This is a genomic window from Mycobacterium shunyiense (genome assembly GCF_058270035.1).
In genome coordinates, this window is the sequence record NZ_JBZDPT010000007.1 from 59,387 (window position 1) to 85,676 (window position 26,290).

A 26,290-nucleotide genomic window follows, 5' to 3' on the forward strand; every position below is an offset into this window, starting at 1 on the left:
GGTCACTTGGCACGAACGATTCCCAGGTCGTACGCCAGTTCCGGATTGCCCTTGCTCTTCCAGAGCGCGCCGTCCATGTAGAAGTGATGCAGCACGAACATCAGCGGGACGGCGAAGATGACGGTGTCCAGCTGTCCGGCGAGGATGCCCAGCAATGCCAGACCCGCCACGTAGAGCGGAAGTGCCTTACGCGTCGACAGCCGGGCCAGCAGCAGCTTCTTCTCGCGCGGATCCTGCGAGGCCGCGAAGCGGGTGTTGTTCCGCGTCCAGTTGATCAGGTGGTACTGCAGGCTGTGGGTGGTGGTGGCGATCAGGATGAGGGCGAACAGATCCGACACCAGCAGGTAGGACAGGTTGTAGGACAGCGCGGCGATGATGAATGTGGCCACCGCCATGGGAGGCAGCGTCGTCTGCCCGTCGCGGCGCAGCCTGACCTGCTCGGCGACCGCCAAGGCGAGCAGTACCGCGGCGACCGCGTAAGCGATCACGATGAGCGCATTGGGAATCGGCGGCACCGGCACACTCAGGTTCGAAAACGGCAACTTGTGGCCGAACACCTCGTACTCCGAGAAGTGCAGCCCGTGGCTCGCCCGGTAGAGCACCGGCGCCAGGCAGGTCGCATACAGCGCGTACTTCAGCCGGTTTCGCGGTCCCTTGTACCCGTTCTTCGATGCGTAGATGTTCATGATCCCGAAGTGCTGCTTGAGGACGTGAAAGACCTGCCAGTACGCCCAGATTGCCAACAACGGCACCAGCCAGCCACCGAACCAGAGCACTCCGACGATCGTCGCGACGACGGCGAAGCTCAGCAGGTAGTGCACGCGGTACCGCGATCGCTCCCGGGGATCGAGCCACACCCGCACCGTCGTGGTCAGCACGTGCGGCAGGTCTGACAGGAGCGAAAATGCCACCGCCCCAACCAGAAATACGCCCTTGTGACTCTCCGCTGCGAACAGGATCGCCGACAGCAGTGCACCCAGCCCGAAGACGAAGTAGATGTCGACTCGGCGGCTGACGAACCAGCCCGGCTGATGTTCGCCGTCTTTCGGTCGCGGTTGACGAGTGTCCGCGGCGACACCGGCCGTCCCGATGGGCATTCCAGCGGCCATCCCAACCCCTCCTCGTAGCCTCGACTGCCGGCCTCTAATGAAAATGGTTATCGTTATCGACATAACGTAGGGTGGGCGCCAGCCCCTGTCAACGCCGATTTCACCGGGGTTGCCGAAATGTGGCGTCCGCCACACGGGTGCGGTAAAAGCCTGCCCGGAACCGAGATTCGACGAGGAACACACCGTGACGGCAACGATCGACGACGACACCATCGCCCCGGTCGGTGACGACGGCCCGGGAACGAGCCGACTCGGCCGACTGTCGGTCGCCGCAGGCGCGGCCGTCCTCGTCGTCGCCACAGCGGCCTCGGCACTGCTGGGCTCCCAGGTGTGGCAGCACCGGAAGGTCGACGCGGCGGGCCACCAGGCACTGGCGGCGGCGACGGCCTATGCCGAAACGCTGACAAGCATCGACAGCAACCGGGTCGACACGAACTTCACCGACATCCTCGACGGCGCCACCGGCGAGTTCAAGGACATGTACACACAGTCGAGCGTTCAGCTGCGACGGCTTCTCATCGACAACAAGGCGACGGCGCATGGGACCGTGGTGGATTCGGCGATCAAGTCCAAGTCCACCGACGAAGTCATCGTCCTACTGATGGTCGACCAGACGGTGACCAACGCAGCCCTGCCCGATGCCCGAATCGACCGCAGCCGGATGAAGCTCACCATGAAGAACATCGATGGACGTTGGCTCGCCGCCAAGGTCGAGCTTCTCTAGACCGGGACAGGAGAGCAAATGACCGAACAGACCGACGTAGACATCGCGCCGGATGCGCGCAGCTCGACACGCCCGGTGCGCAGGGCACTCACCGGCCTGGTCGCCATCGCAATCCTCGGTGGATCCACGTTCGTCGGGTGGCAGTGGAAGCAGCAGCGGGACAACGCCATCGCCGCACACGAGGGCCTGGGAGCAGCGCAGCGATTCGTCGGCGTGCTGACCAACATCGACGGCGCCCGCCTCGACGAGAACTTCAGGTCGGCAGCTGACGGCTCGACCGGTGAATTCAAGGACCAGTACGCGAAGTCCAGCGAACAGCTGCGCAGGTTGCTCACCGAGCACAACGCCGTGGCACACGGCATGGTGCTGGAATCGGCCGTCAAGTCGGCCACGCCCGACACCGTCGAGGTCCTGCTTTTCGTCGACCAATCGGTGAGCAACTCCGCCAGCCCCCAACCGCGACTGGACCGCAGCAGGATCCGGATGACCATGAAGAAGATCGACGGACGTTGGCTCGCAAGCAAAGTGGAACTTCCTTGACGACGCCGCGCCATTGTCCGGCGCTACCGCAGATGATCCAGCAGGGCACCGTCGCCGCCGAAGTAGCGGTCGCGCCAGCGATCGAGTAGCTCACTGTCATCGATGTCGTCGGGATGGAACCCTGCTGTGAAGTACCGCCGAATCTGCGGCAGCACTCCGGAGAACAGCGGTGAGCGCGGTAACGCGGCAAGGCTTTGGAGGGTCCGGGCAGGATGGCGCCAGGCCCAGCTGTCGGAGCCCACGGACAAGAGCAGCACGACGGCTCTGGTGAGGAACAGAAACAGCACGGTGGCCATGGCTGCCCGGCGCATTCGCTCGGTCCCACCGACGTGCCGGTACACGTCGAACGCCACGGCTTTGTGCTCCATCTCCTCGATCGCGTGCCAATTCAGCATGGCCCGAACCTCGGGATCGGTCAGCTGCCGCTGAATCCAGGGCGTATCCAACACCTGAGCGCCCAGCACCGCGGTCAGGTGCTCGACAGCGGCCGTAGCAGCCAACGCGAATCTCACAATGACGCTCGGCAACCGGTCATGCTGCCGCTCAAAACTTTTGACCAGCTTGGCGCCGAGCCGGTCAATACCGCCGGTGGCCCAGTAGCCCATTCTGATCAGTTCCACGTTCAACGCACGATGCTGCAACCCATGCGTCATCTCTTGACCGATGAAACCGGCGACCTGGGCTTTGAGCCACGGGTCGTCGATCTGGTCGCGGTAGCTGCGGACGGAGTGGATGAAGAACTCCTCTCCCGACGGGAAGAATCCAGACAGGAGCGCGACCAGATGACTCAGTGCGATGTCGCCGGCGACGAAATGGCGTCGCGAGGGCGACGTGGCGTCGAAAGCAAATGAGATCCTCCGTGTGGCAACTGGTTTCGGCGCAGAGCCGGAACAGCCATTCCCCATTGCGATCCCTTCGGAAGTGTGCCACCCACCCACGACTTATTGAAAATGATTTTCGACAAGCCGTGGTCCGCACTGTAGCGTGGAATCGTCAAGTTGAAAATGATTTTCAACAACACGGGCCTGACCGGGCCGCCATGGAAAGGTGTCCGTATGTCGTGGCAGGTCTACACCTGCGAACCGTTCACCGTCGCCGTCTGCATGCGCTGCTCGTCGTCCGATCCGCAATCGCCACTGTTCCGCATGTTGCGGAACGTCGTACGAGGCTGCCCACACGGAGTGTTGCTGAGCACCCAATGTCTGCTGGGCACGTTCACCTGCGCTGCCAGAAGTGCCGATCTCAGCCCGGTGCTCGTACTGCAACCCTGTTCGGCAGAACGGGTTCCCAGCGCGGCTGCGATCTGGGTCGGGCCGATCGGCAACGAAGCCGACGCGCGGGATGCGTGCGACTGGATCGCGGCGGGGCGTTGGGACCGCACGAACCTGCCGGAGCGCCTACGAGCTGATCGGAGCCTCGTCCGGGTGAGTGCTCGCAACTGAGCAACCTTGACGCGGCTGCTGCTGGCCGAGCTCATAACGGATCAGCCGGGCACTGTTGGCCACCACGGCCACCGACGATGCGTTGTGCAGGACCGCGGCAAGAACCGGCGACAGCGCGCCACCCGCCCCGATGAGTAGCCCGACTGCATTCACGGCGATCGACATCGCATAGTTCTGCTGGATCACGTCCACCGCCCGACCACCGAGGGCGCGAACATCGAGCAGCCGGCGCAGATCATCACTGGCCAGTGCCACGTCGGCGGTCTCGACCGCCACATCGGTGCCACCGAGGCCCATCGCGATACCGATGTCGGCCGCGGCGAGTGCGGGTGCATCGTTGACCCCGTCGCCGATCACCGCCACGGTATGCCCCTCGGCGTGGAGTTCACGCACGACCGCGAGTTTGTCTTCGGGCATCACCTCGGCGCGCCATTCGGTGATACCGAGTTCGTCGGCGACGGCCGCCGCGGCGTCGGGATGGTCGCCGGTCAGCATCACCATACGGCGGATACCGGTCGCCCTCAGCTCCCGCAGAACCTCGGCAGCCTCGGGCCGGATCTCGTCCCGCAATCCGATCAGGCCGACGAGTTTTCCGTCGACAGCCAGCAGCAGCGGGGTCTCGGCACTCCGGCGAAGTTTGCCCACCCATTCCGAAGCCCGCTTGGTCACCCTGACCTTCTCCTGAGCCAGCAGCGACGGACTGCCGAGCAGCAACGTTCGCCCATCGGCCCTGGTCCGCATGCCGAGTCCGACAAGGACCTCGCACTCCTGGTGCGGGGGTATCTCGATGTGGCGTTCCTTCGTAGACCTCAGCACGGCGTCGGCCAACGGATGCCGCGCGTGGATCTCCGAACTCGCCGCATAGGCCAGAACTTGCTCGGGCTCCCAGTCTTTATGGAAGGCAACCACATTGGTGACAATCGGGCGTCCGATGGTCAGCGTGCCCGTCTTGTCGAACACCATCGCATCGACCCGGCCGGCCTCCTCGAGATGTGAGCCACCCTTGATGAGAATGCCGCGCCGGGCCCCGTTACCGATCGCGGCGCTGATCGCCGTCGGTGTCGCCAGACCCACCGCACAGGGGCAGGCCACCAGCAGCATCGTCATCGCGCGACGCACATCCCTGGTGATCACCAGGGTCAGCGCCGACAACACGAAGGAGGCAGGCACAAACCGTCGCGAAAAGTTCTCACCGACAGTCTGAATGGGCGCCCGGTGCTGCTGCGCTTCCTCGACCCGGCTGATGATGCGCCCGATCGTGGTGTGGCGGCCGACTGCTTCGGCAGTGATGACCAACCTCCCGCGGACCACCACCGAACCCGCGTAGACCTGACTCCCGGTGGTCACCGCCACCGGCAGGTGCTCGCCGGTGATCGCCGACTGGTCGACGATGGCCTCGCCTTCGCTCACCACACCGTCGACGGCGATGGCGACCTGCTCGTGGACCACCACCTCGTCACCGACCCGCACCCCGTCGATGGGCACCTCGACCTCGGTGCCGTCGGCCAGCCGCAACCACACCGTGTCCTGTGTGCCCTGCAGCAGATTGGCGATTGCCCGGCGGGTGCGGCGCAGAGTGAGATCCTGCAGATACTCACCGATGTTGAGCAGCCACAGGACGGTCAGCGCTACGACGTTTTCCCGCAGCACCAGACTGGCCACGGTGGCAGCCGAGACGAGAACGTCGGTGCCCGCACTGCGGTTTCCGGCCAGCGTCCGCAACGCGCCCCGCAAGAAGGGGTAACCCGTCACGATCGTCGCTCCGGTTGCAAACATCCGACTCGTCGGCCCGAGCAACGGCGGCCTGGCAAATATGTATCGCCGCACTCCCAGCAGCGCCAAGGCCAACGCGCCCAATGTCATTCGGACGATGTCGCCGTTATGGATGTCAGCCGATCGGGGTGTCCGAACTGGAACCAGATGCCGGGCAACCTCACCCGCCGTCGACATCGCGGTCATGACCGCGCTGCGGTCACAACGCTTCGGCGAGTACCACACCACGACAGAAGCAGTCCGTGGGTAGGCATGAACGGCCCGCACACCTGGCACCTGATCGACGGCATCCTCTATCGCGACGGCGCGAAGCGAGTCACCCCGGAACCAGGGCGCGTGCACGCGCATCCGGCCTGCGGCGTCGGATACGACCTCGAGAGTGGCCACGGCACTCAGTGGTCGTGCGAATGCCCGGCATCGGCGACGGCGGGAGGCGGTACTTCCTCGCCGATCCGTTCGCGCGCCTCCGCCATCACATCGGCGACTTTCAGGCGGGCCGACTCGGCGCCTTCTTCGGCTTTGCGGGCACCGCGCAACGCCCACGCGGTCGTCGTCACCGCCGCTTCCCGAATCGGCGCCTTGGCCACGGCCTTACGTAAGCCGTCGTATGCCGCCACCCCGACCGCGCCGGTGACGACCGTTGTCGCTGCCTTCGCAAGCAAGCCATGCCAAACCATCTGCCCAGCCTAGCCCCACCCGATGAAAATGATAGTCATTTGCATCCCGCCCAGCTGGTTCCCACCTGGGGCTGGCATCATGTCCGCCGTGGCCATGACATCGGCAGCCTTGCGCTGGCGACCGACATCCATGCAGGTGCTGGTGTTCGGGATCATCGCGTTGGCCCTGGCAGGCAACGCCATGCGCAGTTTCGTCGACGGCACCCCCGACGTGGCGACTGCGGCCACGGTGTTCTGCGGCGTGTTCGTCCAGGCGTTGCCGTTTCTGGCGCTCGGGGTGGTGATCAGCGGCCTGATCGCGGTCTTCGCGACACCCGACCGGTTGGCCCGGTGGCTTCCGCGACGCACCGGCACGGCAATCCTGGCCGCGGGTATCGGTGGCGCGGCGCTACCTGGGTGCGAATGCGGGTCGGTTCCGGTGGCACGCCGACTTTTCGGAGATGACACGGGCGGCGCGGTGGGCGCGGCGGCGCTGACGTTCATGCTCGCGGCACCGGCCATCAATCCAGTCGTGCTGGTGGCAACCGCCGTCGCGTTTCCCGGTCATCCACAGATGGTTGTCGCCAGGTGCGTGGCCTCGCTGTGTACCGCGCTGATCATGGGAGTCGCATGGGCCCGGTTCGGCCGCCCGGAATGGATCACCCGCAGACTGCCGCGACCTCACCACAGCGACGGCTCGAAGTGGCTGCTGTTCACCGAAGCCGCCCGACACGATTTCCTGTCGGCATGCTCGTACCTGGTTGTCGGGGCGGCCGCCGCAGCGGCCCTGCACGTACTCGTGCCGACCTGGGTGTACGAGCATCTGGCCGGCCAGATGATCCTGGGCGTCATCACCATGGCCCTGCTCGCCGTGGTGCTGGCGTTGTGTTCGGAGGCCGACGCCTTCGTCGCGGCCAGCCTGACCATGCTGCCGCTGCTGCCGCGACTGGTGTTCCTGGTGGTCGGGCCCGCCGTCGATATCAAGCTGTTCGCGATGCAGGCCGGAATGTTCGGCCGGGCCTTCGCGATTCGCTTCACGCCCGTGACGTTCCTGGTCGCCACGCTCGTCGCGACCGGTGTCGGACTGCTGATCGTGGGACCGCAGTGAGCCGGGAAACCGAGAACGCCTTGCTGCTGCTGATCGGCGTCAGCACGGCGATCATCACACTCACCGGCGCCTTCACCCGGTACGTGAAACCGTCGCTGCTTCCCTACCTGGCCGCCACCTCCGTGCTGCTGATCGTGCTGGCCCTGGCATCGATCGTGGCCGATATCCGGCACGGTCGCGACGAGGAACCCGCGCATCACGACCATTCCCACCGACGGGGTACGGCCTGGCTGCTGCTGATCCCGATCGCGCTGCTGGCATTCGTCGTGCCACCGGCGATCCGCCCGCAGGCCGCGTCGGTGTCCGAAGTCTCCACCGATGTGCTGAGGCGCGCTTTCCCTCCCCTTCCCGACGGCCGGGCACCGGAAATCTCGCTGCCCGACGTGCTGACGCGAGTGGCTCAAGACAGTGCAGGCACCCTCGATGGCCGAACCGTGACCGTCTCCGGTTTCACGATGCGTGACGGTGAGCGCGCAGATCTGGCCCGAGTGGTGATCATCTGTTGTGCCGCAGACGCTCAGCTGGCCCGCATCCACCTGTCCGGGCCGGCTGCCAATCAGTTGGCCGAGTATCCGGAGAACACCTGGATCAAAGTCGAGGGCACGATCCCCGCGGGACAAAGCGATTCGAGCCGAGGCAGTATTCCGACGATGACTGCCCTGAGCGCGGTCCGTACCGAGCCGCCGGCACGGCCCTACGCCTGACCGCGCGGTCTCGTCAGTGCACAGTCCCCGCAGTTGGAACCGCCGGGCACCCGGTAATAGAGGCAGCAGCTGCGGCGGCGGAATGTCAGCCCGGTCAGGTCGCCCGCCCCGACCAATTCTCCCGTGGTCAACAATGATTCGGTGACGTCCCGCACGTCGTCACGTAAATCCGGTCGGGCCCCGGCCAGCTCATGTGCGGCCGCCACCAGAGCGGCAGCGGCATTGCCGTAGAGCAGCCCCGACGCCATCTTGACCTTGAGCCCGGCGGCCAGCGGCTCCAGGTGCTCGGTGATCACCAGCCGGTACAGCTGCTGTGGCAGTGCGCCGTCGACGGGTGTGCCCACGGCCATCGGCAGCCGGAGCTCGGTACTGGTGGAACGACGCTGCAGATCGGTCAGCTCGGGCAGCACTCCGTACTGCAGCGCACCGGCCAGCAGCGGTGACCACAACCGCGATGCGTGGCTGAACTGAACCAGGGAGGCACCGATACGCAGATCCGTCGTGCGGTATCCGGCCGTGGTCTTGGCGACGAGGTCCGCGCAGCCGTCGTCATAGCAGCGTTGCACCGGAACCCAGCCGGCCGGGTCGCCACCGACGGTGATCGCGAAGAACCCTCCGAGCGAGGCGATTTCGCCGAGTTGGGTACCGATGTTCACGATGTCGCCACCACCTTGGGCACAACGCCGACCTGAGGCCTGCCTGCGTCGACAGTGATGCGGGCGGCGACCCCGTACACGTCGGCAAGCAAATCCACGGTGAGGACCTCCACCGGGGTCCCGATCGTCACCACTTCTCCGCCGTCGAGCACACAGATCCGATCGCAATACGCGGCAGCAAGATTCAGGTCGTGCAGTGCGGCGATCACCGTCGCTCCCGTGTCCCGCAGCAGGCGCAGGGCCTCGTGCTGATGACGCAGATCGAGGTGGTTCGTGGGTTCGTCGAGCACGATGACGTCGGTGCGCTGGGCCAGCGCGCGAGCGATGAGCACCCGTTGCTTCTGCCCGCCGGAAAGCCGACCGTAATCGGCGCTGCTCAGGTCCGCGATGTCCAGTGCCGCCATCGCCCCGCCGATGATCTCGCGGTCCTCACGGCTGTCGGCCGCGAAGGACCGCTTGTACGGTGTGCGGCCCATCGCGACCATGTCGTACACGGTGAGTTCGAAATCGCCGGTGGCTTCCTGTAATACCGCCGCCACCCGGCGCGCGGCCTGCTTGCCCGGAAGCTTCCACACGTCGGTGCCGTCGACCAGCACCCGTCCGGCACTCGGCCGCAGAGCCCGGTACAGCGTGCGCAGCAACGTCGTCTTGCCCGCCCCGTTCGGTCCGACCACGGCCAGCACCTCACCTGCGGCCACCGCCAGCGAGACATCGGTGACCACCGGCTTGCCGCGCATCGACACCGACACCGCGTCGAACACCACCTCTACCGTCACACCCCGGCCTTTCGTCGCATCAGCCACAGGAAGAACGGCCCGCCGACCAGTGCGGTCAGGATCCCGACGGGCAGTTCCTCCGGGGTGGCCACGGTCCTGGCCACGATGTCGCACGACACCAGGAATGCCGCCCCCAGCAATGCCGCAGCCGGCAGCGCCTTGCGGTGGTCGGCCCCGACCAGCAGCCGCACCACATGCGGCATGATCAGCCCGACGAATCCGATCGTGCCGCTGACCGCGACCATGGCGCCGACCATCAGCGCCACGACGACGAACATCCCGGCCCGGAACCGGTGGACATCGAGCCCCAGCGAGGCAGCCGCCTCCTCACCGGTGTAGAGCAGGTTCAGCGATCGGGTGAAGGCCAAGAGCACCAATACGCCGAGGAACACCGCCAGCGCGGGCACCCAGACCATGCGCCAGGTGGTCCCGCCCAGGCCGCCGAGCATCCACCGCACCGCCGACTGTGTCTTGTGCGGATCGTCAGAAGTCACGATCATCAGGCTGGCCAGCGCGGACAGCACTTCGGCCACCGCCACGCCGGCCAAAACCAACCGCACGGTCGTCATCCGCCCACCCGAACGAGCCAGGGCGTACACCGCAACGAGTGCGAGGAAGGCCCCGAGGAAGGCCGCCAGTGGCAAGGTCAGCGCCTGCAGCGCGCCCGCACCGAACACGAGCATTGCGACGGCGCCGACCGATGCTCCCGAGGAGACACCCAGCAGCATCGGATCGGCAAGCGGGTTGCGCACCACGGCCTGCAACGCCATCCCGCACGCCGCCAGGCCGGCACCGACCACCGCCCCCAGCACGACGCGCGGCAGCCGGGCGTCGAGCACGATGGATTCCCGGACCGCAGGCCAACTCTGCTCGACGAGGCCCGGATGCACGGAGTGCAACACGATGGCCCACACCTGCCCCGGCGGGATCGAGACCGAACCGACGGCGACCCCGGCGGTCATCGTCGTCAGCAGCAGCCCCGCCAACCCGGCGAGGACCAGCCGGTAGGGAATCACGCAAACCGGTCCGGGTGCAGCTGTCGCGCCAGCGACTCCACCGCCCGGCCCACCCGCACGCCGACGACCACCGATGACAGCGGAAGCACGGCGAACCTCTGCTGCTCGACAGCCGGAACATGCTGCAGCAGAGGATGCTCGGTGAGGAATCGCTTCTTGTCCTCGACCGGCCGATCACCGTAGTCGTAGATCACGATGACCTCGGGTGCGCGTTCGGCGAACTGCTCGAACGACACGTCAGCCCAAACCTTGGGCACATCGGCGAACACGTTGGCTCCGCCGGCCTCTTCGATCATCAGGTTGCCGATGCCTTTGCCGCCCGAGGTGAACACCGTCGCCTCGCCACTGTCATAGACAGCGACGCGTATCGGCTGGGTCCCGCGTAGTTTCGCCTCGGACTGCGCCAACTCGCCGTGGAGCTTCTCGAGCTGCTGCTCGGCGCGGTCGGGGACACCGAAAATGTCTCCGATAGTCCGGATTTCGTCGTCCACGGCCGACATCGTCACGGGCTCGTCCCGGCAATCCTCGATGTTGAGGTAGGTGTGGACCCCGGCATCGGTCAGCCGCTGCCGACCGCGGCCCTCCTTCTCGTCGAACGCGCTGTCCCAGCCGCCGTAGACGAAATCGGGTTCGGTGGCCAGCAACGACTCGTAGGACGGGTACTCCTTGGCCAGTACCGGAATACTGTCGTAGGCGGCCTGGTACTCGGGCAGGATCCGATCGTCGAGATAGGACGTGCCGGCCATGGAATTCTCCAGGCCCAGCGCCAACAGCACCTCGATCGCGTGCTGGTTGAGCGCGACTGCGCGAGTAGGCGGACGCTCATAGGTCGAGCTGACGCCGCAATTGTCCACGGTCACCGGGAATCCCGGTGGGGCGCCGCCTGCGGTGTCGGGCGCCGCGGTCGAGGCGCACCCCGATACCAGTAGCACCGATGCCAGTCCGGCGGTCAGCCAACGAGCAGCCATGGGCGTACCCATCCTCTCCGGGGAGATCCGCCCCAGTGCGTGCGAGGTGGCGACTGCGGTGTGTATCTGGCTCTCGACGACCAGCAAGAACTGGTCGATCGATCACAGTGGCGGGACCGCGCCGGATTCACACCGGCTTCCACGATCCGCAGTCGCCCTATCGCCGTCGATGGTAGGTCAGGCCGGCCCGACGACTGGCAGCAGCGCCATCTCCCTGGCGTTCTTGATCGCCGTGGCGACCTGGCGCTGTTGCTGCGGGGTGAGCCCGGTGATGCGCCGGGACCGGATCTTGCCCCGCTCGCTGATGAACGTGCGCAGCAGGTGGACGTCCTTGTAGTCGACCTCGGTCACCCCGAGGGCCTTCAGCTGATTGCGCCTCGGCTTCTTGAGATCGGTGGCCGGGGGTCGCTTCTTGTTGTGCTTCCGGGAATTCGCCGCCATCACCAACTCGACTTCCGTACGCCGGGCAGTTCACCGCGGTGCGCCAGTTCGCGCACCCGGACCCGCGACAGGCCGAACTTGCGCAGATGCCCACGTGGTCGCCCGTCGACCGCGTCCCGGTTGCGCAATCGGACCGGGCTGGAATCGCGCGGCAACCGTTGCAGCGCCGACACCGCCGCGGCCTTCTGCTCACGCGTGCTCTCCGGATTGCGGATGGCCTCTTTGAGCTCGGCCCGCCGTTCGGCGTAGCGCTCCACGAGCTTCCGGCGCTGCTCGTTCTTGACGATCTTGGATCGCTTGGCCATCAGCGCTCCTCACGGAATTCGACGTGGCGGCGGATGACCGGGTCGTACTTGCGCAGCACGATCCGGTCCGGGTCGTTGCGGCGGTTCTTGCGGGTGACGTAGGTGTACCCGGTCCCCGCGGTCGACTTCAGCTTCACGATCGGCCGAATATCGGTGCTGGCCATCAGATCTTCTCCCCTGCGCTACGCAACCGGGCCACCACGGCCTCGATGCCGTCGCGGTCGATCACCTTGATTCCCTTGGCGCTGACGCGAAGTCGGATCCTGCGCCCTTCGGTCGGCAGGTAGTACGTCTTGGTCTGGATATTGGGGTTCCAGCGGCGGCGACTGCGCTTGTGCGAGTGCGACACCGTGTTGCCGAACCCGGGCGAGCGCCCGGTGACTTGGCAGTGGGCAGACATCGGTCTCCTTCGGATGGGGTAGCCTCACGATAATGATAATCGTTTTCAACAACAACTGTGTCGGGAGGTACGGTGCGAACCCCTGTGGTGCTGATCGCCGGTCAAGGTGACAGCGACGGCGTAGCAGAAGAACTGGGCCGCAGGCCGGGAACCGTGCTCGTGCGCCACACCTTTGACGGCCATGTGGTGCTGCGGACCGTGTCCGACGGCAGCGGCACATCCGAACTCGCCCTCGAGCTCGCCCACGGTTGCGTGTCCTGCACAGTCCGCGACGACCTGCTGATCCTGTTACGGCGCCTGCACCGGCGTGGCGACGTGGAGCGCATCGTCGTGCAGTTGATGCCCTGGCTGGAGGCCGAGCCCGTGTGCTGGGCCATCAACACCATCCGGGTCCACGTCGGGCCCGGCTACATCGACGGACCCGCCTCTCGCGACGTCACCATCGGCGCGGTGATCGCGTGCCTGGACGCCACGGTGTGGCTGCAGCAGTCCATCGGCGACGAGGAACTGCCCGACGGACGCACCGTCGCCCAGGTGGTCGTCGGCCAGGCCGAGTTCGCCGACATGCTGGTGCTCGACGAGCCCGAGGCCACCACCCTGTCGGTGCTCCGCCGGCTCGCGCCCCGCGCCCGCATCACCGTGGGCCCCGACCAGGTGGAGCTCGGCCTGGCTCATCTGGAGCCGAACAGCCCCCGCGGGCGCACCCCGACACCGCACGATCCGCTTCTGGCCGGTGAACCACCGCTGGAACCCGACGACGAGGTCATCATCGTCGAATTCGCCGCCCGCCGACCGTTTCACCCGATGCGCCTGCACGACGCTGTCGACCTCCTGCTCGAGGGCGTGGTGCGCACCCGCGGCCGGGCTTGGCTCGCCAATCGGCCGGCCGACGTCATGTGGATCGAATCCGCAGGCGGTGGAATGCACTTCAGCAACGCCGGAAAATGGCTCGCGGCAATGGATTCCACCGAGCTGGCCTACACCGACCCGGAACGCCTGGCGATGGCCGCCATCGACTGGCACCACCAGTTCGGTGACCGCCACATTTCGCTGACCGTCCTGGCCTGCGGCGCGCGGCCCGGCGACGTCATCGAGGCGCTGCACGGTGCGCTGCTCACCGACGACGAGTTGGCGCGACCCGAGGAATGGGCCGATTACCCCGACCCGTTCGGGGACTGGCACGAAGAACCCTGTCAGCCCGGAATCGACGAACCCGCAGCATCCGTCCACACAGAAGGGGAATCCCAATGAAGGCCGACATCCACCCCGACTACCACCCCGTGGTGTTCCAGGACGCCGCCACCGGCAGCCAGTTCCTGACCCGGTCGACGGCCACCAGTGAACGCACGATCGAGTGGCCCACCCCGGGCGGCGTCCGGACCTACCCGCTGATCGTCGTCGACGTCACCAGCGATTCGCACCCGTTCTGGACCGGCTCGGCCCGGCACATCGACTCGGCCGGGCAGGTGGAGAAGTTCCGGCGGCGTTACGGACACGTCTAGCCCATAGGGTGGGGCCATGCGGCTGAAGCCCGGCAGGCCCCACCTGGCCCCCTATGCACGGTATTTCGACGCACCGTCGGCCACCCCGCAATCCCCGGTCACCGTCACCTGGGCGGGGGTCAGCACGCTCCTCGTGGACGACGGCACGTCGGCAGTACTGACCGACGGCTTCTTCTCGCGGCCCACACTGCCGCGCGTGGTCCTGCGCAAGCTGGCGCCGTCACTGCCCCGCATCGACGGCAGCCTGGCCCGCCTCGGCGTCGACAGGCTCGAAGCGGTGCTGCCGGTACACAGCCACTTCGACCACGCCATGGACTCGGCCGTCGTCGCCGAGCGGACCGGAGCCAGGTTGGTGGGCGGCAGCTCCACCGCCCAGGTCGGCGTCGGGGGCGGCCTGGACCCCGATCGGATCGTGACCGTCACGCCGGGCGAAGCCGTCACCCTCGGCTCGTATGTCGTGACGCTCTTCGAGTCCGAACACTGCCCACCGGACCGATTCCCCGGCATCATCACCGAACCGGTCGTCCCGCCGGTCAAGGTCGCGGCCTACAAGTGCGGAGAAGCCTGGTCCACCCTGGTGCACCATCGGCCCAGCGACCGCCGGCTGCTGATCGTCGGCAGCGCGGGGGCGGTGCCTGGCGCCCTGGCGGGGCAACGCGCCGAAGTGGTCTACCTCGGGATCGGCCAGCTGGGGCTGCAGTCCGAACAGTATTTCGAGACCTACTGGGCCGAAACCGTGCGCGCGGTCGGGGCGCGGCGGGTGGTGCTGATCCACTGGGACGATTTCTTCCGCCCGCTGCACGAGCCGCTGCGCGCGCTGCCGTACGGGGGCGACGACCTCGATGTGTCGATGCGGGTGCTGACCCGGCTCGCCGAACAGGACGGAGTGCGCCTGCACCTACCCACGGTGTGGGACCGCTCCGATCCCTGGCTCAGTTGATCCTCGCGCTCATCGCCCTGGCGGTTGTGCTGGCGTTCGCGCTGGCACGGCCGGAAGGATGGCCCGAGGCCGTCGTGGCGATCCCGGCTGCGGGGCTGCTGATCGCGTTCGGGGTGATCTCGGGGCCCGACGCCCTGGCCGAGGCGAATCGCCTGCTGCCCGTGGTCGGATTCCTCGCAGCCGTACTGGTGCTGGCGCACCTGTGTGACGACGAGGGCCTGTTCCACGCCGCGGGCACGTTGATGGCCCGGGCCAGCCGGGGTGATTCCCGGCGGCTGCTGACCCGGGTGTTCCTGACCGGGGCGACGACGACGGCGGTGCTGAGCCTGGATGCGACCGTCGTGCTGTTGACACCGGTGGTCCTGGCCACCGCCCGCACGCTCGCGATACCGCCCCGGCCGCACGCATATGCCGGTGCGCACCTGGCCAACTCCGCGTCGCTGCTGTTTCCGGTGTCGAATCTGACCAACCTGTTGGCCTTCGCCGTAGCTGGACTGTCCTTCACCGAGTTCAGTGCGGTGATGGCGCTGCCCTGGCTGGCTGCTGTCGCCGTCGAATTCGTCGTGCTCCGTGTGCTTTTCCGCCACGAACTGAGCCGTCCGGCCGCCGAGGTCACTCCCCCGCCTCCCGAGATTCCGGTGTTCGTGCTCGTGGTGCTGGGCTTGACGCTGGCGGGCTTCGTCGTCACGTCGATCTTCGATGTGTCCCCGGCCTGGGCGGCGCTGGCCGGGGCGGTGGTGCTCGGCGTGCGCAGTCTTGCCCAGCGTCGCAGCACCATCGGCGGGATCGTGCGCGCCGTCAATGTGCCGTTCCTGGCGTTTGTGCTGTGCCTGGGTGTCGTGGTCGACGCGGTCGTGCACAACGGACTGGGCGAGTGGATGCGTGGGGTGCTCCCCGTCGGCGACTCGTTACCCGCGCTGTTGGGCCTTGCGGCAGTGGCGGCCGTGCTGGCAAATCTGGTCAACAATCTGCCCGCGGTGCTGGTGCTGCTTCCACTGGTGACCGGCGCCGGTCCGGGCGCCGTGTTGGCCGTGCTGATCGGGGTCAACATCGGCCCCAACCTGACCTACGTCGGATCGCTGTCAAACCTGTTGTGGCGCAATGTGGTTCATCGCGAAGGACTGCCGGCTCGGTTCACCGAGTTCAGCCGGGTCGGGCTGGCGACGGTGCCGCTCACCCTGATCGCCAGTGTGTGCGCGCTGTGGATCGGCCTGCGGGTCCTCGGGGGTTAGTCCGGCGTTGACTCTGCGGTCAGGGCTGACCACACTCGCACTTCTGCGCCGTAGCCGCAGAATGAACGTCAAATCAGAGGCTTCGGCGCTGACGGGCGATCTCGGCCAGCACCACACCGGCCGCGACCGACGCGTTCAGCGACTCCGTGGGCCCCGCCATCGGGATCGACACCACCGCATCGCAGTTCTCGCGGACCAGCCGGGACAGACCCTTGCCCTCCGAGCCGACCACCACGACCATCGGCCCGGTGCCCTCGAGTTCGTCCAGCGTGGTGTCGCCGCCGGCATCGAGGCCGACGACCTGAAGACCGGCGTCGGCGTAACTCTTCAGTGTGCGAGTCAGATTCGTCGCCCGCGCCACCGGAGTACGGGCCGCGGCCCCGGCACTGGTGCGCCACGCCACCGCGGTCACCGAAGCCGACCGCCGCTGCGGGATCACCACGCCTTGTCCACCGAACGCCGCCACCGAACGCACGATGGCGCCCAGGTTGCGGGGATCGGAAATGTTGTCCAGTGCCACCATCAGCGCGGGCTCCCCGGAGTCCCGGGCCGCCTTCAGCAGATCGTCGGGGTGGGCGTAGTTGTACGGCGGCACCTGCAGGGCCAGGCCCTGGTGCAGTCCGTTGGAGCTCATCCGGTCCAGATCGTGGCGCTGCACCTCGAGGATCGAGATACCGCGGTCCGCGGCGATCTGCACCGATTCGGTGAGACGCTCGTCGGCCTCGGTGCCCAACGCCACGTACAGCGCGGTGGCCGGGACCTTGGCCCGCAGGCACTCCACCACCGGGTTGCGGCCGAGCACCAACTCGGTGTCGTCGGTCTTCTTGTGCCGCCCCTGTGCCTGACGCGCCGCCTTGGCGGCCTTCTTGGCAGCCGGATGGTGCGGGCGCTGATCGGCCCGCGGCGTGGCGCCACGGCCTTCGAGCCCGCGGCGACGCACGCCGCCGGACCCGACGGTCGGCCCCTTCTTGGTGCCCGGCTTGCGCACTGCGCCGCGCCGCTGCGAATTCCCGGCCATCTACGCTCCGTTCCCGTCCACCAGTGCCCACTGTGGACCATCGGCGGTGTCGGTGACCTCGATACCTGCCGCCTTGAGTCGATCCCGGATGGCGTCGGCCGCGGCCCAGTCCCGATTGGCCCTGGCGTCGGCCCGACCGGCCAGCGCCCACTGCACCAGCTCGTCCACCGCGGCAAGCGCCGCCGACGTCTCGTCGCGGGATTCCCAACGCTCGTCGAGCGGATCGCAGCCGAGGATCCCCATCATCGCGCGGATCGAGGTGGCCTGCGCCATCGCGCCGTCGTGGTCACCGGCATCCAGTGCACGGTTGCCCTCGGCCCGCGCCGCATGCACCTCGGCCAGTGCGATCGGCACCGCGAGGTCGTCGTTCAGTGCGGCCGCGAACTTGGGCGTCCAGTCGCCGACGGCCACCGCGCCGACCCGGTTGCGCACCCGGTGCAGGAAGTCCTCGATGCCGCTGTAGGCCTTCACCGCGTCCTGCAGCGCGTTCTCGGAGAACTCCAGCATGGACCGATAATGGGCGCTACCCAGGTAGTAGCGCAGCTCGGCAGCCCGAACCCGTTGCAGCACAGCAGGAATCGAAAGCACGTTGCCCAGCGACTTGCTCATCTTCTCGCCGCCCATGGTGACCCAGCCGTTGTGCAGCCAGTACCGGGCGAAGCCGTCACCCGCGGCCCGAGCCTGGGCGATCTCGTTCTCGTGGTGCGGGAAGATCAGGTCCATGCCGCCGGCATGGATGTCGAATTCCTCGCCCAGGTAGGCCTCGCACATCGCGACGCACTCGGTGTGCCAGCCGGGACGTCCCCGGCCCCAGGGCGTCGGCCACGACGGCTCGCCCGGCTTGGCGCCCTTCCACAGCGTGAAGTCGCGCTGATCGCGTTTGCCCGTGGCCACACCCTCACCCTGGTGCACATCGTCGATCCGGTGACCGGACAGCGCACCGTAGTCGGACTGGCTCTGGACGTCGAAGTACACGTCGCCGCCCTGGGCGTACGCGTGCCCCTTCTCGATCAGCCGGTCGATGAGCTCGACCATCTGGGTGATGTGGCCGGTGGCCCGCGGCTCAGCCGACGGCGGAAGCACACCCAGCGCGTCATACGCGGCGCTGAACGCCCGCTCGTAGGTCGCGGCCCACTCCCACCACGGCCGGCCGGCATCGGCCGCCTTGTTGAGGATCTTGTCGTCGATGTCGGTGACGTTGCGGATGAACGCAACGTCGTATCCATTGGCGGTCAGCCAGCGGCGCAGCACATCGAACGCAACTCCGCTACGGACATGACCGATGTGCGGTAAGCCCTGAACGGTGGCACCGCACAGGTAGATCGAAGCGTGCCCCGGCCGCAGCGGTACGAAATCCCGTACGGCACCCGCCATGGTGTCGTACAGCCGCAGGCCGGTCTCTGTTGCCGACCCGACAGCTTGAGCGCGATCGGTCACGACGTGCCAGCTTACCGGCCTATTCCGCCGGAACCACCAAAGCGCTGGCTATCGCGGCCAAACCTTCACCCCGACCGGTCAGACCGAGCCCGTCGGTCGTGGTCGCCGAGACCGACACCGGAGCCCCGATCAGACTGGAGAGCAGCTCCTGGGCCTCCTCACGGCGCGGCCCGATCTTGGGCCGGTTGCCGATGACCTGCACCGTGGCGTTGCCGACCGTGAAGCCCGCTTCCTGCACCAGCCCACGCACGTGGCGCAGCATGGCGGCGCCGGTGACTCCGCGCCATTCCGGCCGGTCGGTTCCGAAGACCCCTCCGAGGTCGCCGAGGCCCGCCGCACTGAGCAGCGCGTCACACAATGCGTGCGCGGCGACGTCACCGTCGGAATGGCCGGCGCAGCCGTCGGCGCCTTCGAACTCCAGGCACAGCAGCCAGCACGGCCGGCCCGGCTCGATCGGATGGACGTCGGTACCCAGCCCGACTCTGGGGATCAGCACGTGCCACGCGCCATGACGGCCTCGGCGAGCAGCAGATCCAGCGGAGTCGTGATCTTGAAGGCCATCGGATCGCCCTCGACAATCTGCACGGGTGTACCGATCTGCTCGACGAGCGAGGCGTCATCGGTGACCACACCGGCACCGGCACGTTGATAGGCCCGGCGCAACACATCGGCGCGGAAGCCCTGCGGGGTCTGCACGGCCCGCAGACCGGCCCGCTCGGGCGTACCCAGCACCGTGCCGTTGGCGTCGACGGCCTTGATGGTGTCGGCCAACGGAAGACCGGGAACGACGGCGGCGTGGCCGTCGGCCAGTGCCGCGACGATCCGGGCGACGAGCGAAGGGGGAGTCAACGCCCGGGCGGCGTCGTGCACGAGGACGAAATCCGGTTCGCCTGCGGCTGCTACCGCATCTAAGGCCAGTCCCACCGATTCGGTGCGATCGGCTCCCCCGGCCACGATGTGCGCACGCCCCCCGAAAACCAAGGTGGCCTCATCCGTGAGCGCGGGCGGAACCGCGACCACGACCTTGTCGATCACCCCTGAGGCCAACAGCCCATCGAGGGCGTGCTCCAACAGGGGTCTGTCCCCCAGTTTGACGAACGCTTTGGGTCTGCCCGCGCCTAGCCGCTCACCTGAGCCGGCGGCCGGGACGACCGCGACAGTTGTTGCCACCACGCGTCAGGACGCGGCGGCCAGAACCTCGTCGAGGATGGTCTCCGCCTTGGCGTCATCCGTGTTCTCGGCCAGCGCGAGCTCACCGACCAGAATCTGCCGGGCCTTGGCCAGCATTCGCTTCTCACCCGCGGAAAGACCGCGTTCCTGATCGCGACGCCACAGATCCCGGACAACCTCGGCAACCTTGTTCACGTCACCGGAGGCCAGCTTCTCGAGATTGGCCTTGTAGCGGCGCGACCAGTTGGTCGGCTCTTCGGTGTGCGGAGCCCGCAACACCTGGAAAACCTTGTCGAGACCTTCCTGGCCCACGACGTCGCGGACACCGACATACTCAGCGTTGTCTGCGGGTACTCGAACGGTCAGATCCCCTTGGGAAACCTTCAGGACGAGATATTCCTTCTGCTCGCCTTTGATAGTCCGGGTTTCGATCGCCTCGATCAACGCAGCACCGTGGTGTGGATAGACGACGGTGTCTCCGACCTTAAAAATCATCTGATTCGAGCCCCTTTCGCTAGTCCATCCTAACACGGGCCCAGATCACACGCGCACCAACTATGCAGGTCAGGGGCCATGCAGGTGAAGAACAGGGGTTGACATGGTGACGAAAGCGTGCAACCACCTGGCCTGCCGAGTACCTGAAACGGCTGCCCGCGCAAAGGCGTTGCGCGCCCGGGACGGCCGTGGCCGGACCCCGTTCCGGGGCGTCTGCCAAGCCCTCGCATTCCGCCCGCCGATGCCACCTACTACTGTGCATAGTCGAAGTACGCCGACCCAGCTCAGGAGGCTTGAGTGAACCGCTTCGCAATGCGTGCCTCGGCCGGTCTGGCCGCATGTGGCCTGACCGCAGCCGTTCTCACCGGGTGCAGCGCCGGCCAGGTCTCCCAGACGGCCACCCAGGAGCCCGCCGTCAACGGCGTCAACGCACAGTCCGGCGCGATCGCGCTGCGCAACGTGCACCTGCGCGCGCCGCAGCAGAAGGACTACGTCGAGGCCGGCTCGGAGGCCGAGCTGCTGTTCGTCGCAGCCAACGGATCTAACGAGCAGGCCAACAAGCTCGTCTCGATCAAGTCCCCCGTCGGCGACGTGGCACTGACCGGGGATCAGACCATCCCGGCAGGCGGCGTCCTAGTGGTGGGCGAGCCCGACGGCCAGACCAAGCCGCTGGAGAAGACCGAGGCCGCCGACGCCGTCACCGCCAAGGTCACGCTGACCAAGCCGGTCACCAACGGTCTGCTCTACGACTTCACCTTCAAGTTCGAGAACGGCGAGACCACTGTCGCCGTGCCGATCTCGGCGGGCGAAGCACCGCGGCGCAACACGGCCGGCGAAGAGCCGAGCGAAGCCGCCGCCGGCGGCGCCGAAGCCGGCGGGCATCACTGACCTGACACACCGCTGACCGCGGGCTCCGACCGGCGCGTGCCTAACCGCTGATGTCGGGGGTTGCCGTTACTGTCACGGCGTGGCCGCTTCGAAAATACGTTCGCAATACCGCTGCTCGGAATGTCAGCACGCCACGCCCAAATGGGTGGGGCGCTGCGCCAATTGCGGCACGTGGGGAACGGTCGACGAAGTAGCGACACTCGCGTCGGTGGGCAGCTCTGTCCGCCGTTCGGTGGCACCGACGTCGCCCGCGGTTCCGATCACGTCGATCGACCCCGGTATCACCCGGCATTACGCGACCGGAGTCACCGAACTGGACCGGGTTCTCGGCGGCGGCCTGGTGGCCGGTTCGGTCACGTTGCTGGCCGGGGAACCCGGTGTCGGCAAGTCCACACTCCTCCTCGAGGTGGCCAACCGCTGGGCCCACACCGGCCGCCGCGCCCTCTACCTGTCCGGCGAGGAATCCGCGGGCCAGATCCGGCTGCGCGCCGAACGCACCGGCTGCACCCACGACAACGTCTATCTCGCAGGCGAATCCGACCTCCAGATCGCGCTCGGCCACATCGATGAGGTCAAGCCCAGCCTGGTGATCGTCGATTCGGTGCAGACCATGTCCACCACCGAAGCCGACGGCGTGACCGGTGGGGTGACCCAGGTGCGAGCGGTGACCACAGCGCTGACCGGCTACGCCAAAACCGCGGTCGGAGACCCGGCGGTGGCCATGATCCTGGTCGGGCACGTGACCAAGGACGGCGCCATCGCAGGCCCGCGTTCCCTTGAGCATCTGGTCGACGTGGTACTGCATTTCGAAGGTGATCACACGTCGAACCTGCGCATGGTTCGTGGGGTCAAGAACCGGTTCGGCGCCGCCGACGAGGTCGGCTGTTTTCAGATGCACGACAACGGAATCGAGTGTGTCAGCGATCCGTCCGGGCTGTTCCTCGACCAACGCCCGGCGGCAGTTCCCGGCACCGCCGTCACCGTCACCCTGGACGGCAAGCGCCCGATGATCGGTGAGGTGCAGGCGCTGGCCGTACAACCGGTGGGCCCGCCGCGGCGCGCGGTCAGCGGTATCGACTCCGCCCGCGCCGCGATGATCAGCGCGGTGCTCCAGACCCGCTGCGCGCTGCCGATCGGCGGCCACGACCTGTACGTGTCCACCGTCGGCGGCATGCGGCTGACCGATCCGTCCTCGGACCTGGCCGTGGCATTGGCCATCACCTCGGCCTATCTCGACATCGCACTGCCGATGAATGCGGTGGTGATCGGCGAGGTCGGACTCGTCGGCGATCTGCGCCGGGTCACCGGCATGGACCGCAGACTGGCCGAGGCCGCCCGGCTGGGTTTCACGATTGCCGTCGTCCCGCCCGGGGTCACCAGCGCACCCGCTGGACTGCGCGTCATCACCGTCGACCACATCGGGGCAGCCCTGCGGGCACTCAGGGAGATCGCAATTGCCAGCAATCAGGAACATCGCGGACAATAGCGGCCGACCCTAGGAGAATTGATGGCCGTGAACTCCGGTGCTCGCACCAGCCGCACCGTCGTGCATCTGGCGCGGCCGACGCTACGGGAAACCCTCGGCCGGCTGGCGCCCGGAACGCCGCTGCGCGACGGGCTGGAACGCATCCTGCGCGGCAAGACGGGCGCGCTGATCGTGCTCGGCTACGACGACAGCGTGGAGGCCATCTGCGACGGCGGGTTCGCCCTGGACGTGCGCTACGCACCTACCCGCCTGCGCGAGTTGTCCAAGATGGACGGCGCGGTGGTGCTGTCTAGCGACGGGGGCCGCATCGTGCGGGCCAACGTGCAGCTGGTGCCGGACCCGTCGATCCCCACCGACGAATCCGGTACCCGGCACCGCTCGGCCGAGCGCACCGCGATCCAGACCGGATATCCGGTGATCTCGGTGAGCCATTCGATGAGCATCGTGACGGTGTATGTCGCCGGTGAGCGCCATGTGGTGCCCGACTCCGCGACGATCCTGTCGCGGGCCAACCAGACCATCAACACACTGGAGCGCTACAAGGGTCGGCTCGACGAGGTCAGCAAGCAGCTGTCCACCGCCGAGATCGAGGACTTCGTGACACTGCGTGACGTCATGACCGTGGTGCAGCGGCTGGAGATGGTGCGCCGGATCAGCCTGGAGATCGACGCCGACGTCGTCGAACTCGGCACCGACGGGCGCCAGCTCAAACTGCAGCTCGACGAACTCGTCGGCGACAACGAGGCCGCACGCGAGCTGATCGTGCGGGACTACCACGCTCTGCCGGACCCGCCGACGGCCGCGCAAGTGGGCGCGACCCTCGATGAGCTCGACGCGCTGACCGACAGTGAGCTGCTCGACTTCACTACGCTGGCAAGGGTTTTCGGGTACCCGTCGACCTCTGAGGCACAGGACTCGGCGATGAGCTCGCGCGGCTACCGCGCGATGGCCGGCATCCCGCGACTGCAGTTCGCCCACGTCGATCTGCTCGTCCGCTCGTTCGGCTCACTGCAAGGCCTGCTGGCAGCCAGTGCCGACGACCTTCAGTCGGTGGACGGCATCGGGTCGATGTGGGCGCGGCACATCCGCGAGGGTCTGTCGCTGCTGGCCGAGTCGACGATCGCCGACCGGCTGGCCTGAGTCAGTTACCCGGTGCGGCCGGGTCAGCCGGCGGTACGCCCTCGGCGGGCGGCCCGGGCAGCTGCGGATTGGGTTGGGCCAGGATGAACGGCACCGGAGCCGATCTGAGATTGCCCAGCTGCACCATCAGGTTGTAGGTGCCCGGTCCGATCGGCTGACGCGGCATCGGGCACTGCGGCGCCGATCCCATACCCGTCCAGGTGACCTCGGTGGTCACCTGCTCCCCCGGGTTGAACGTCTTCACCAGCGTCTCGTTGGACGGAGCGCAGTCCAGGTTGGACCAGAGCCGGTTGTTGTCCAGCGCGTACACGTAGGCGGCCAGCACCGCGGCACCGACGTCACGCTTGCAGGCCACCAGGCCGATGTTGGTGACGACCATGGTGAACTTCGGCTGCTCGCCCACGACGTACTGGGGCTGGCTCGTGATGCCCTTGACCGCCAGTGTGGAATCCGGGCAGTCGTCGCCCTCCTTGAGCAAGGGTGGCGGCGTGACTGCGGCCGTTGGTGTGACGGTCGGCGGCGGCGCGTGCTGAGCCGGAGGCACCACCGGGGTCTTGACCTCGGGATTCTCGCCCGGCAGCGGCGTGGGCGGAGCAGCGGCGGCAGTGGGTTCGTCGGCAGACTTGGTCTCGGCTCCGGAGCTGCTGGTCACGATCACCGCGACGATCGCGGCGATGATCCCCACGACGACTACCGCGATTCCGATGGCCAGCGCCCGGCGCCGCCAGTAAATCTGCGAGGGCAGTGGCCCATGAGGTTCGAGATCCAACACGGCTTTCACGGTAAGCCCAGGTCATACCCAGTTGCCCGAGGCGCCCCGGCGTGTCGGGGCGCCAGCGAAATTCTCAGGCTTCGCCGATGTTGCCCAGATGGCTGCGCAGTTCCACGTGTCCGTCGGACAGGTGATACGTCGCGCCGACAATGGCCTGGGTGCCCGCGGCGAGACCGTTGGAGATCGCGGCCGACCGCATCTGCAGCTGGTTGACCGTCTCCTTGACGTGGAAGGCCTCGAACTCGTCGACGCGGGTCAGACCGGAATGGCGGCCCATCAGGATCGACGGGGTCACGCGCTCGACGATGTCGCGCACGTAACCGCCGGGCACCTGCCCCTCGTCGAGGGCGTTGATGGCAGCCTTCACCGCGCCGCAGCTGTCGTGCCCCAGGACCACGATCAGCGGCACGTTCAGGATCGACACCGCGTATTCGATCGAACCCAGCACCGCGTTGTCCAGCACGTGGCCCGCGGTACGCACCACGAACATGTCGCCCAGGCCCTGGTCGAACAGCAGCTCAGCGGCGACGCGGCTGTCACCACAGCCGAACACGACGGCAGTCGGCTTCTGCCCGTGAGCCAGGCTGGCCCGGCGCGCGATGTCCTGGCTGGGATGCTGCGGTTCGCCGGCGACGAAGCGGGCGTTACCGTCCTTGAGTGCTTTCCATGCGGACACAGGGTTCGAGTTGGGCATATCAGTCATTCTGCATGAGCCGCCGATGAGCATCGACCCGGGCGAATTAGTAGGTTGGTATGAATCCGCCCAGCGTGACCTTCCCTGGCGCCGGCCGGGTGTCACCGCCTGGCAGATCTTGGTCAGTGAATTCATGCTGCAGCAGACGCCGGTGTCGCGGGTAGAGCCCATCTGGCTGGCCTGGATCGAACGGTGGCCCACGCCGTCGGCCACCGCAGCCGCCGGGTCGGCCGAGGTGCTGCGCGCCTGGGGCAAGCTGGGTTATCCGCGGCGGGCCAAGCGTCTGCACGAGTGTGCGGTGGTGATCGCGGGCGAATACGACGACGAGGTACCCAGCGACGTCGAGACGCTGCTGACCCTGCCCGGCGTCGGCGCCTATACGGCCCGCGCCGTCGCTTGCTTCGCGTATTCGGCCGGCGTCCCGGTGGTCGACACCAATGTGCGCCGGGTGGTCACACGGGTGCTCCACGGTCAGGCGGACGCACCCGCTCGAGCCCGCGACCTGGACGACGTGGCCGCACTGCTGCCACCCGACGAGACAGCACCGGTCTTCTCGGCCGCCCTGATGGAATTGGGCGCGGTGGTGTGCACCGCACGCGCGCCGCAGTGCGGCGGCTGTCCGTTGAGCCGATGTCGTTGGCGCGCTGCGGGTTACCCCTCCGGAACAGTCACCAAGCGCGTGCAGCGTTACGCCGGAACCGACCGCCAGGTGCGCGGCAAGCTGCTGGATGTCTTGCGCGCCAGCAGTTCTCCGGTGACCCGGGCTCAACTCGACGTGGCCTGGCTCACCGACACCGCCCAACGAGACCGCGCACTGGACTCATTGCTGGTGGACGGTCTGGTGGAGCAGACCGACGACGGACTCTTCGCTCTCGCCGGCGAAGGTGGAAATACATGA

General features: G+C 67.3%; 32 protein-coding genes and 1 riboswitch. Of the genes, 13 read left to right on the plus strand and 19 right to left on the minus strand.

From position 1 onward, the window contains the following. Positions 1-2 precede the first annotated feature (2 nt). On the minus strand, positions 3-1,097 hold the full coding sequence (locus AC4ELS_RS06735; protein ID WP_498887614.1) for a hypothetical protein: 1,095 nt from the start codon (positions 1,095-1,097) through the stop codon (positions 3-5). A gap of 196 nt (positions 1,098-1,293) precedes the next feature. On the opposite strand from AC4ELS_RS06735, the gene AC4ELS_RS06740 reads away from it, so the two are divergent. Next, positions 1,294-1,833 carry an Rv1363c family protein gene (locus AC4ELS_RS06740; RefSeq protein ID WP_498887436.1) on the plus strand — a complete coding sequence of 180 codons (540 nt, stop codon included), beginning with the start codon at positions 1,294-1,296 and terminating at the stop codon, positions 1,831-1,833. Positions 1,834-1,851: 18 nt separating this feature from the next. Next, a complete protein-coding gene (locus tag AC4ELS_RS06745) occupies positions 1,852-2,373 on the plus strand; it encodes an Rv1363c family protein (RefSeq protein WP_498887438.1) in 522 nt (173 codons plus the stop codon). A gap of 23 nt (positions 2,374-2,396) precedes the next feature. Here the strand turns inward: AC4ELS_RS06745 and AC4ELS_RS06750 are convergent, their stop codons facing one another. Then, positions 2,397-3,278, minus strand: coding sequence for a metal-dependent hydrolase (locus AC4ELS_RS06750; RefSeq protein ID WP_498887440.1), 882 nt, complete (start codon positions 3,276-3,278; stop codon positions 2,397-2,399). A gap of 150 nt (positions 3,279-3,428) precedes the next feature. Between AC4ELS_RS06750 and AC4ELS_RS06755 the strand changes: the two genes are divergently transcribed. Further along, positions 3,429-3,815 carry a hypothetical protein gene (locus AC4ELS_RS06755; protein ID WP_448445468.1) on the plus strand — a complete coding sequence of 129 codons (387 nt, stop codon included), beginning with the start codon at positions 3,429-3,431 and terminating at the stop codon, positions 3,813-3,815. Here the strand turns inward: AC4ELS_RS06755 and AC4ELS_RS06760 are convergent. Together AC4ELS_RS06760 and AC4ELS_RS06765 are read right to left on the minus strand one after the other, a co-directional pair. Then, positions 3,771-5,936 (minus strand): heavy metal translocating P-type ATPase, encoded by a 2,166-nt coding sequence (locus AC4ELS_RS06760; RefSeq protein WP_499046629.1) that lies wholly within the window; start codon positions 5,934-5,936, stop codon positions 3,771-3,773. The two genes, AC4ELS_RS06755 and AC4ELS_RS06760, sit on opposite strands and share 45 nt — an antisense overlap. Before the next feature lie 44 nt (positions 5,937-5,980). Next, a complete protein-coding gene (locus AC4ELS_RS06765) occupies positions 5,981-6,265 on the minus strand; it encodes a DUF1490 family protein (protein WP_064883882.1) in 285 nt (94 codons plus the stop codon). Between the two features lie 79 nt (positions 6,266-6,344). Between AC4ELS_RS06765 and AC4ELS_RS06770 the strand changes: the two genes are divergently transcribed. After that, positions 6,345-7,352 (plus strand): permease, encoded by a 1,008-nt coding sequence (locus tag AC4ELS_RS06770; RefSeq protein WP_498887443.1) that lies wholly within the window; start codon positions 6,345-6,347, stop codon positions 7,350-7,352. Beyond that, positions 7,349-8,056 carry a TIGR03943 family putative permease subunit gene (locus AC4ELS_RS06775; RefSeq protein ID WP_499046504.1) on the plus strand — a complete coding sequence of 236 codons (708 nt, stop codon included), beginning with the start codon at positions 7,349-7,351 and terminating at the stop codon, positions 8,054-8,056. The genes AC4ELS_RS06770 and AC4ELS_RS06775 overlap by 4 nt, the downstream gene beginning before the upstream one ends. Here AC4ELS_RS06775 and AC4ELS_RS06780 read toward each other — a convergent pair. The 8 genes from AC4ELS_RS06780 to rpmB all read right to left on the minus strand — a co-directional run bounded on the left by AC4ELS_RS06780 (position 8,047) and on the right by rpmB (position 12,618). Then, positions 8,047-8,712 carry a (2Fe-2S)-binding protein gene (locus AC4ELS_RS06780; protein ID WP_064958117.1) on the minus strand — a complete coding sequence of 222 codons (666 nt, stop codon included), beginning with the start codon at positions 8,710-8,712 and terminating at the stop codon, positions 8,047-8,049. The two genes, AC4ELS_RS06775 and AC4ELS_RS06780, sit on opposite strands and share 10 nt — an antisense overlap. Next, a complete protein-coding gene (locus AC4ELS_RS06785; protein WP_498887447.1) occupies positions 8,709-9,488 on the minus strand; it encodes an ABC transporter ATP-binding protein in 780 nt (259 codons plus the stop codon). Before AC4ELS_RS06785 ends, AC4ELS_RS06780 begins: the two co-directional genes overlap by 4 nt. Continuing rightward, on the minus strand, positions 9,485-10,504 hold the full coding sequence (locus tag AC4ELS_RS06790) for a FecCD family ABC transporter permease (protein ID WP_448445459.1): 1,020 nt from the start codon (positions 10,502-10,504) through the stop codon (positions 9,485-9,487). Before AC4ELS_RS06790 ends, AC4ELS_RS06785 begins: the two co-directional genes overlap by 4 nt. Further along, entirely contained in the window at positions 10,501-11,472 is a 972-nt protein-coding gene (locus AC4ELS_RS06795) for an ABC transporter substrate-binding protein (protein WP_498887450.1), read from the minus strand. Before AC4ELS_RS06795 ends, AC4ELS_RS06790 begins: the two co-directional genes overlap by 4 nt. Before the next feature lie 40 nt (positions 11,473-11,512). Next, a riboswitch (cobalamin riboswitch) is annotated at positions 11,513-11,638 on the minus strand. An 11-nt stretch (positions 11,639-11,649) separates the two neighbouring features. Continuing rightward, positions 11,650-11,913, minus strand: coding sequence for a 30S ribosomal protein S18 (gene rpsR / locus AC4ELS_RS06800; RefSeq protein ID WP_498887452.1), 264 nt, complete (start codon positions 11,911-11,913; stop codon positions 11,650-11,652). Continuing rightward, complete coding sequence (gene rpsN, locus AC4ELS_RS06805) at positions 11,913-12,218, minus strand: 30S ribosomal protein S14 (RefSeq protein ID WP_055117987.1); 306 nt, start codon at positions 12,216-12,218, stop codon at positions 11,913-11,915. Before rpsN ends, rpsR begins: the two co-directional genes overlap by 1 nt. Then, positions 12,218-12,382 carry a 50S ribosomal protein L33 gene (gene rpmG / locus AC4ELS_RS06810; RefSeq protein WP_036442423.1) on the minus strand — a complete coding sequence of 55 codons (165 nt, stop codon included), beginning with the start codon at positions 12,380-12,382 and terminating at the stop codon, positions 12,218-12,220. Before rpmG ends, rpsN begins: the two co-directional genes overlap by 1 nt. Further along, positions 12,382-12,618, minus strand: a complete 237-nt coding sequence (rpmB, locus tag AC4ELS_RS06815; RefSeq protein ID WP_036442426.1) for a 50S ribosomal protein L28 — start codon at positions 12,616-12,618, stop codon at positions 12,382-12,384. Before rpmB ends, rpmG begins: the two co-directional genes overlap by 1 nt. Before the next feature lie 72 nt (positions 12,619-12,690). Here rpmB and mrf point away from each other — a divergent pair, with 72 nt between their 5' ends. From mrf to AC4ELS_RS06835, 4 genes are read left to right on the plus strand one after another with little or no spacing between them, the layout of a single operon-like run. Further along, complete coding sequence (gene mrf / locus AC4ELS_RS06820) at positions 12,691-13,869, plus strand: ribosome hibernation factor-recruiting GTPase MRF (RefSeq protein WP_448445454.1); 1,179 nt, start codon at positions 12,691-12,693, stop codon at positions 13,867-13,869. Further along, complete coding sequence (locus tag AC4ELS_RS06825; protein ID WP_498887456.1) at positions 13,866-14,120, plus strand: type B 50S ribosomal protein L31; 255 nt, start codon at positions 13,866-13,868, stop codon at positions 14,118-14,120. The genes mrf and AC4ELS_RS06825 overlap by 4 nt, the downstream gene beginning before the upstream one ends. Before the next feature lie 16 nt (positions 14,121-14,136). After that, the gene (locus AC4ELS_RS06830) at positions 14,137-15,060 is read left to right on the plus strand and encodes an MBL fold metallo-hydrolase (RefSeq protein WP_499046507.1); all 924 of its coding nucleotides are present in this window, start codon (positions 14,137-14,139) and stop codon (positions 15,058-15,060) included. Beyond that, a complete protein-coding gene (locus AC4ELS_RS06835) occupies positions 15,057-16,292 on the plus strand; it encodes an SLC13 family permease (RefSeq protein ID WP_499046631.1) in 1,236 nt (411 codons plus the stop codon). Before AC4ELS_RS06830 ends, AC4ELS_RS06835 begins: the two co-directional genes overlap by 4 nt. Positions 16,293-16,365: 73 nt before the next feature. Here AC4ELS_RS06835 and rlmB read toward each other — a convergent pair whose 3' ends face one another. Genes rlmB through carD form a run of 5 tightly spaced genes read right to left on the minus strand, consistent with a single transcriptional unit; the run spans position 16,366 to position 20,412 of the window. Continuing rightward, positions 16,366-17,310 carry a 23S rRNA (guanosine(2251)-2'-O)-methyltransferase RlmB gene (gene rlmB / locus AC4ELS_RS06840; protein WP_064883901.1) on the minus strand — a complete coding sequence of 315 codons (945 nt, stop codon included), beginning with the start codon at positions 17,308-17,310 and terminating at the stop codon, positions 16,366-16,368. Next, the gene (gene cysS / locus AC4ELS_RS06845) at positions 17,311-18,747 is read right to left on the minus strand and encodes a cysteine--tRNA ligase (protein WP_448445450.1); all 1,437 of its coding nucleotides are present in this window, start codon (positions 18,745-18,747) and stop codon (positions 17,311-17,313) included. It lies immediately after the preceding gene. 19 nt (positions 18,748-18,766) lie between these two features. Continuing rightward, positions 18,767-19,243 (minus strand): 2-C-methyl-D-erythritol 2,4-cyclodiphosphate synthase, encoded by a 477-nt coding sequence (gene ispF, locus AC4ELS_RS06850; protein WP_448445448.1) that lies wholly within the window; start codon positions 19,241-19,243, stop codon positions 18,767-18,769. Continuing rightward, the gene (gene ispD / locus AC4ELS_RS06855) at positions 19,237-19,920 is read right to left on the minus strand and encodes a 2-C-methyl-D-erythritol 4-phosphate cytidylyltransferase (RefSeq protein ID WP_236734798.1); all 684 of its coding nucleotides are present in this window, start codon (positions 19,918-19,920) and stop codon (positions 19,237-19,239) included. The genes ispF and ispD overlap by 7 nt, the downstream gene beginning before the upstream one ends. Before the next feature lie 3 nt (positions 19,921-19,923). Further along, complete coding sequence (carD, locus tag AC4ELS_RS06860) at positions 19,924-20,412, minus strand: RNA polymerase-binding transcription factor CarD (protein ID WP_003882506.1); 489 nt, start codon at positions 20,410-20,412, stop codon at positions 19,924-19,926. A 297-nt stretch (positions 20,413-20,709) separates the two neighbouring features. On the opposite strand from carD, the gene AC4ELS_RS06865 reads away from it, so the two are divergent. The 3 genes from AC4ELS_RS06865 (at position 20,710) to disA (ending at position 23,926) form a co-directional block, all read left to right on the plus strand. Next, on the plus strand, positions 20,710-21,300 hold the full coding sequence (locus AC4ELS_RS06865) for a copper chaperone PCu(A)C domain-containing protein (protein WP_064958123.1): 591 nt from the start codon (positions 20,710-20,712) through the stop codon (positions 21,298-21,300). Between the two features lie 79 nt (positions 21,301-21,379). Further along, on the plus strand, positions 21,380-22,786 hold the full coding sequence (radA, locus tag AC4ELS_RS06870; protein WP_498887464.1) for a DNA repair protein RadA: 1,407 nt from the start codon (positions 21,380-21,382) through the stop codon (positions 22,784-22,786). Positions 22,787-22,846: 60 nt separating this feature from the next. Next, positions 22,847-23,926: a DNA integrity scanning diadenylate cyclase DisA gene (gene disA, locus AC4ELS_RS06875; protein ID WP_498887620.1), complete on the plus strand. Its 1,080-nt coding sequence runs from the start codon at positions 22,847-22,849 to the stop codon at positions 23,924-23,926. A 1-nt stretch (position 23,927) separates the two neighbouring features. Here disA and AC4ELS_RS06880 read toward each other — a convergent pair whose 3' ends face one another. Continuing rightward, complete coding sequence (locus tag AC4ELS_RS06880) at positions 23,928-24,698, minus strand: hypothetical protein (protein ID WP_498887466.1); 771 nt, start codon at positions 24,696-24,698, stop codon at positions 23,928-23,930. 73 nt (positions 24,699-24,771) lie between these two features. Continuing rightward, on the minus strand, positions 24,772-25,392 hold the full coding sequence (locus AC4ELS_RS06885) for a carbonic anhydrase (RefSeq protein WP_064958125.1): 621 nt from the start codon (positions 25,390-25,392) through the stop codon (positions 24,772-24,774). 25 nt (positions 25,393-25,417) lie between these two features. Between AC4ELS_RS06885 and AC4ELS_RS06890 the strand changes: the two genes are divergently transcribed. Next, positions 25,418-26,290, plus strand: a complete 873-nt coding sequence (locus AC4ELS_RS06890) for an HhH-GPD family protein (protein ID WP_499046511.1) — start codon at positions 25,418-25,420, stop codon at positions 26,288-26,290.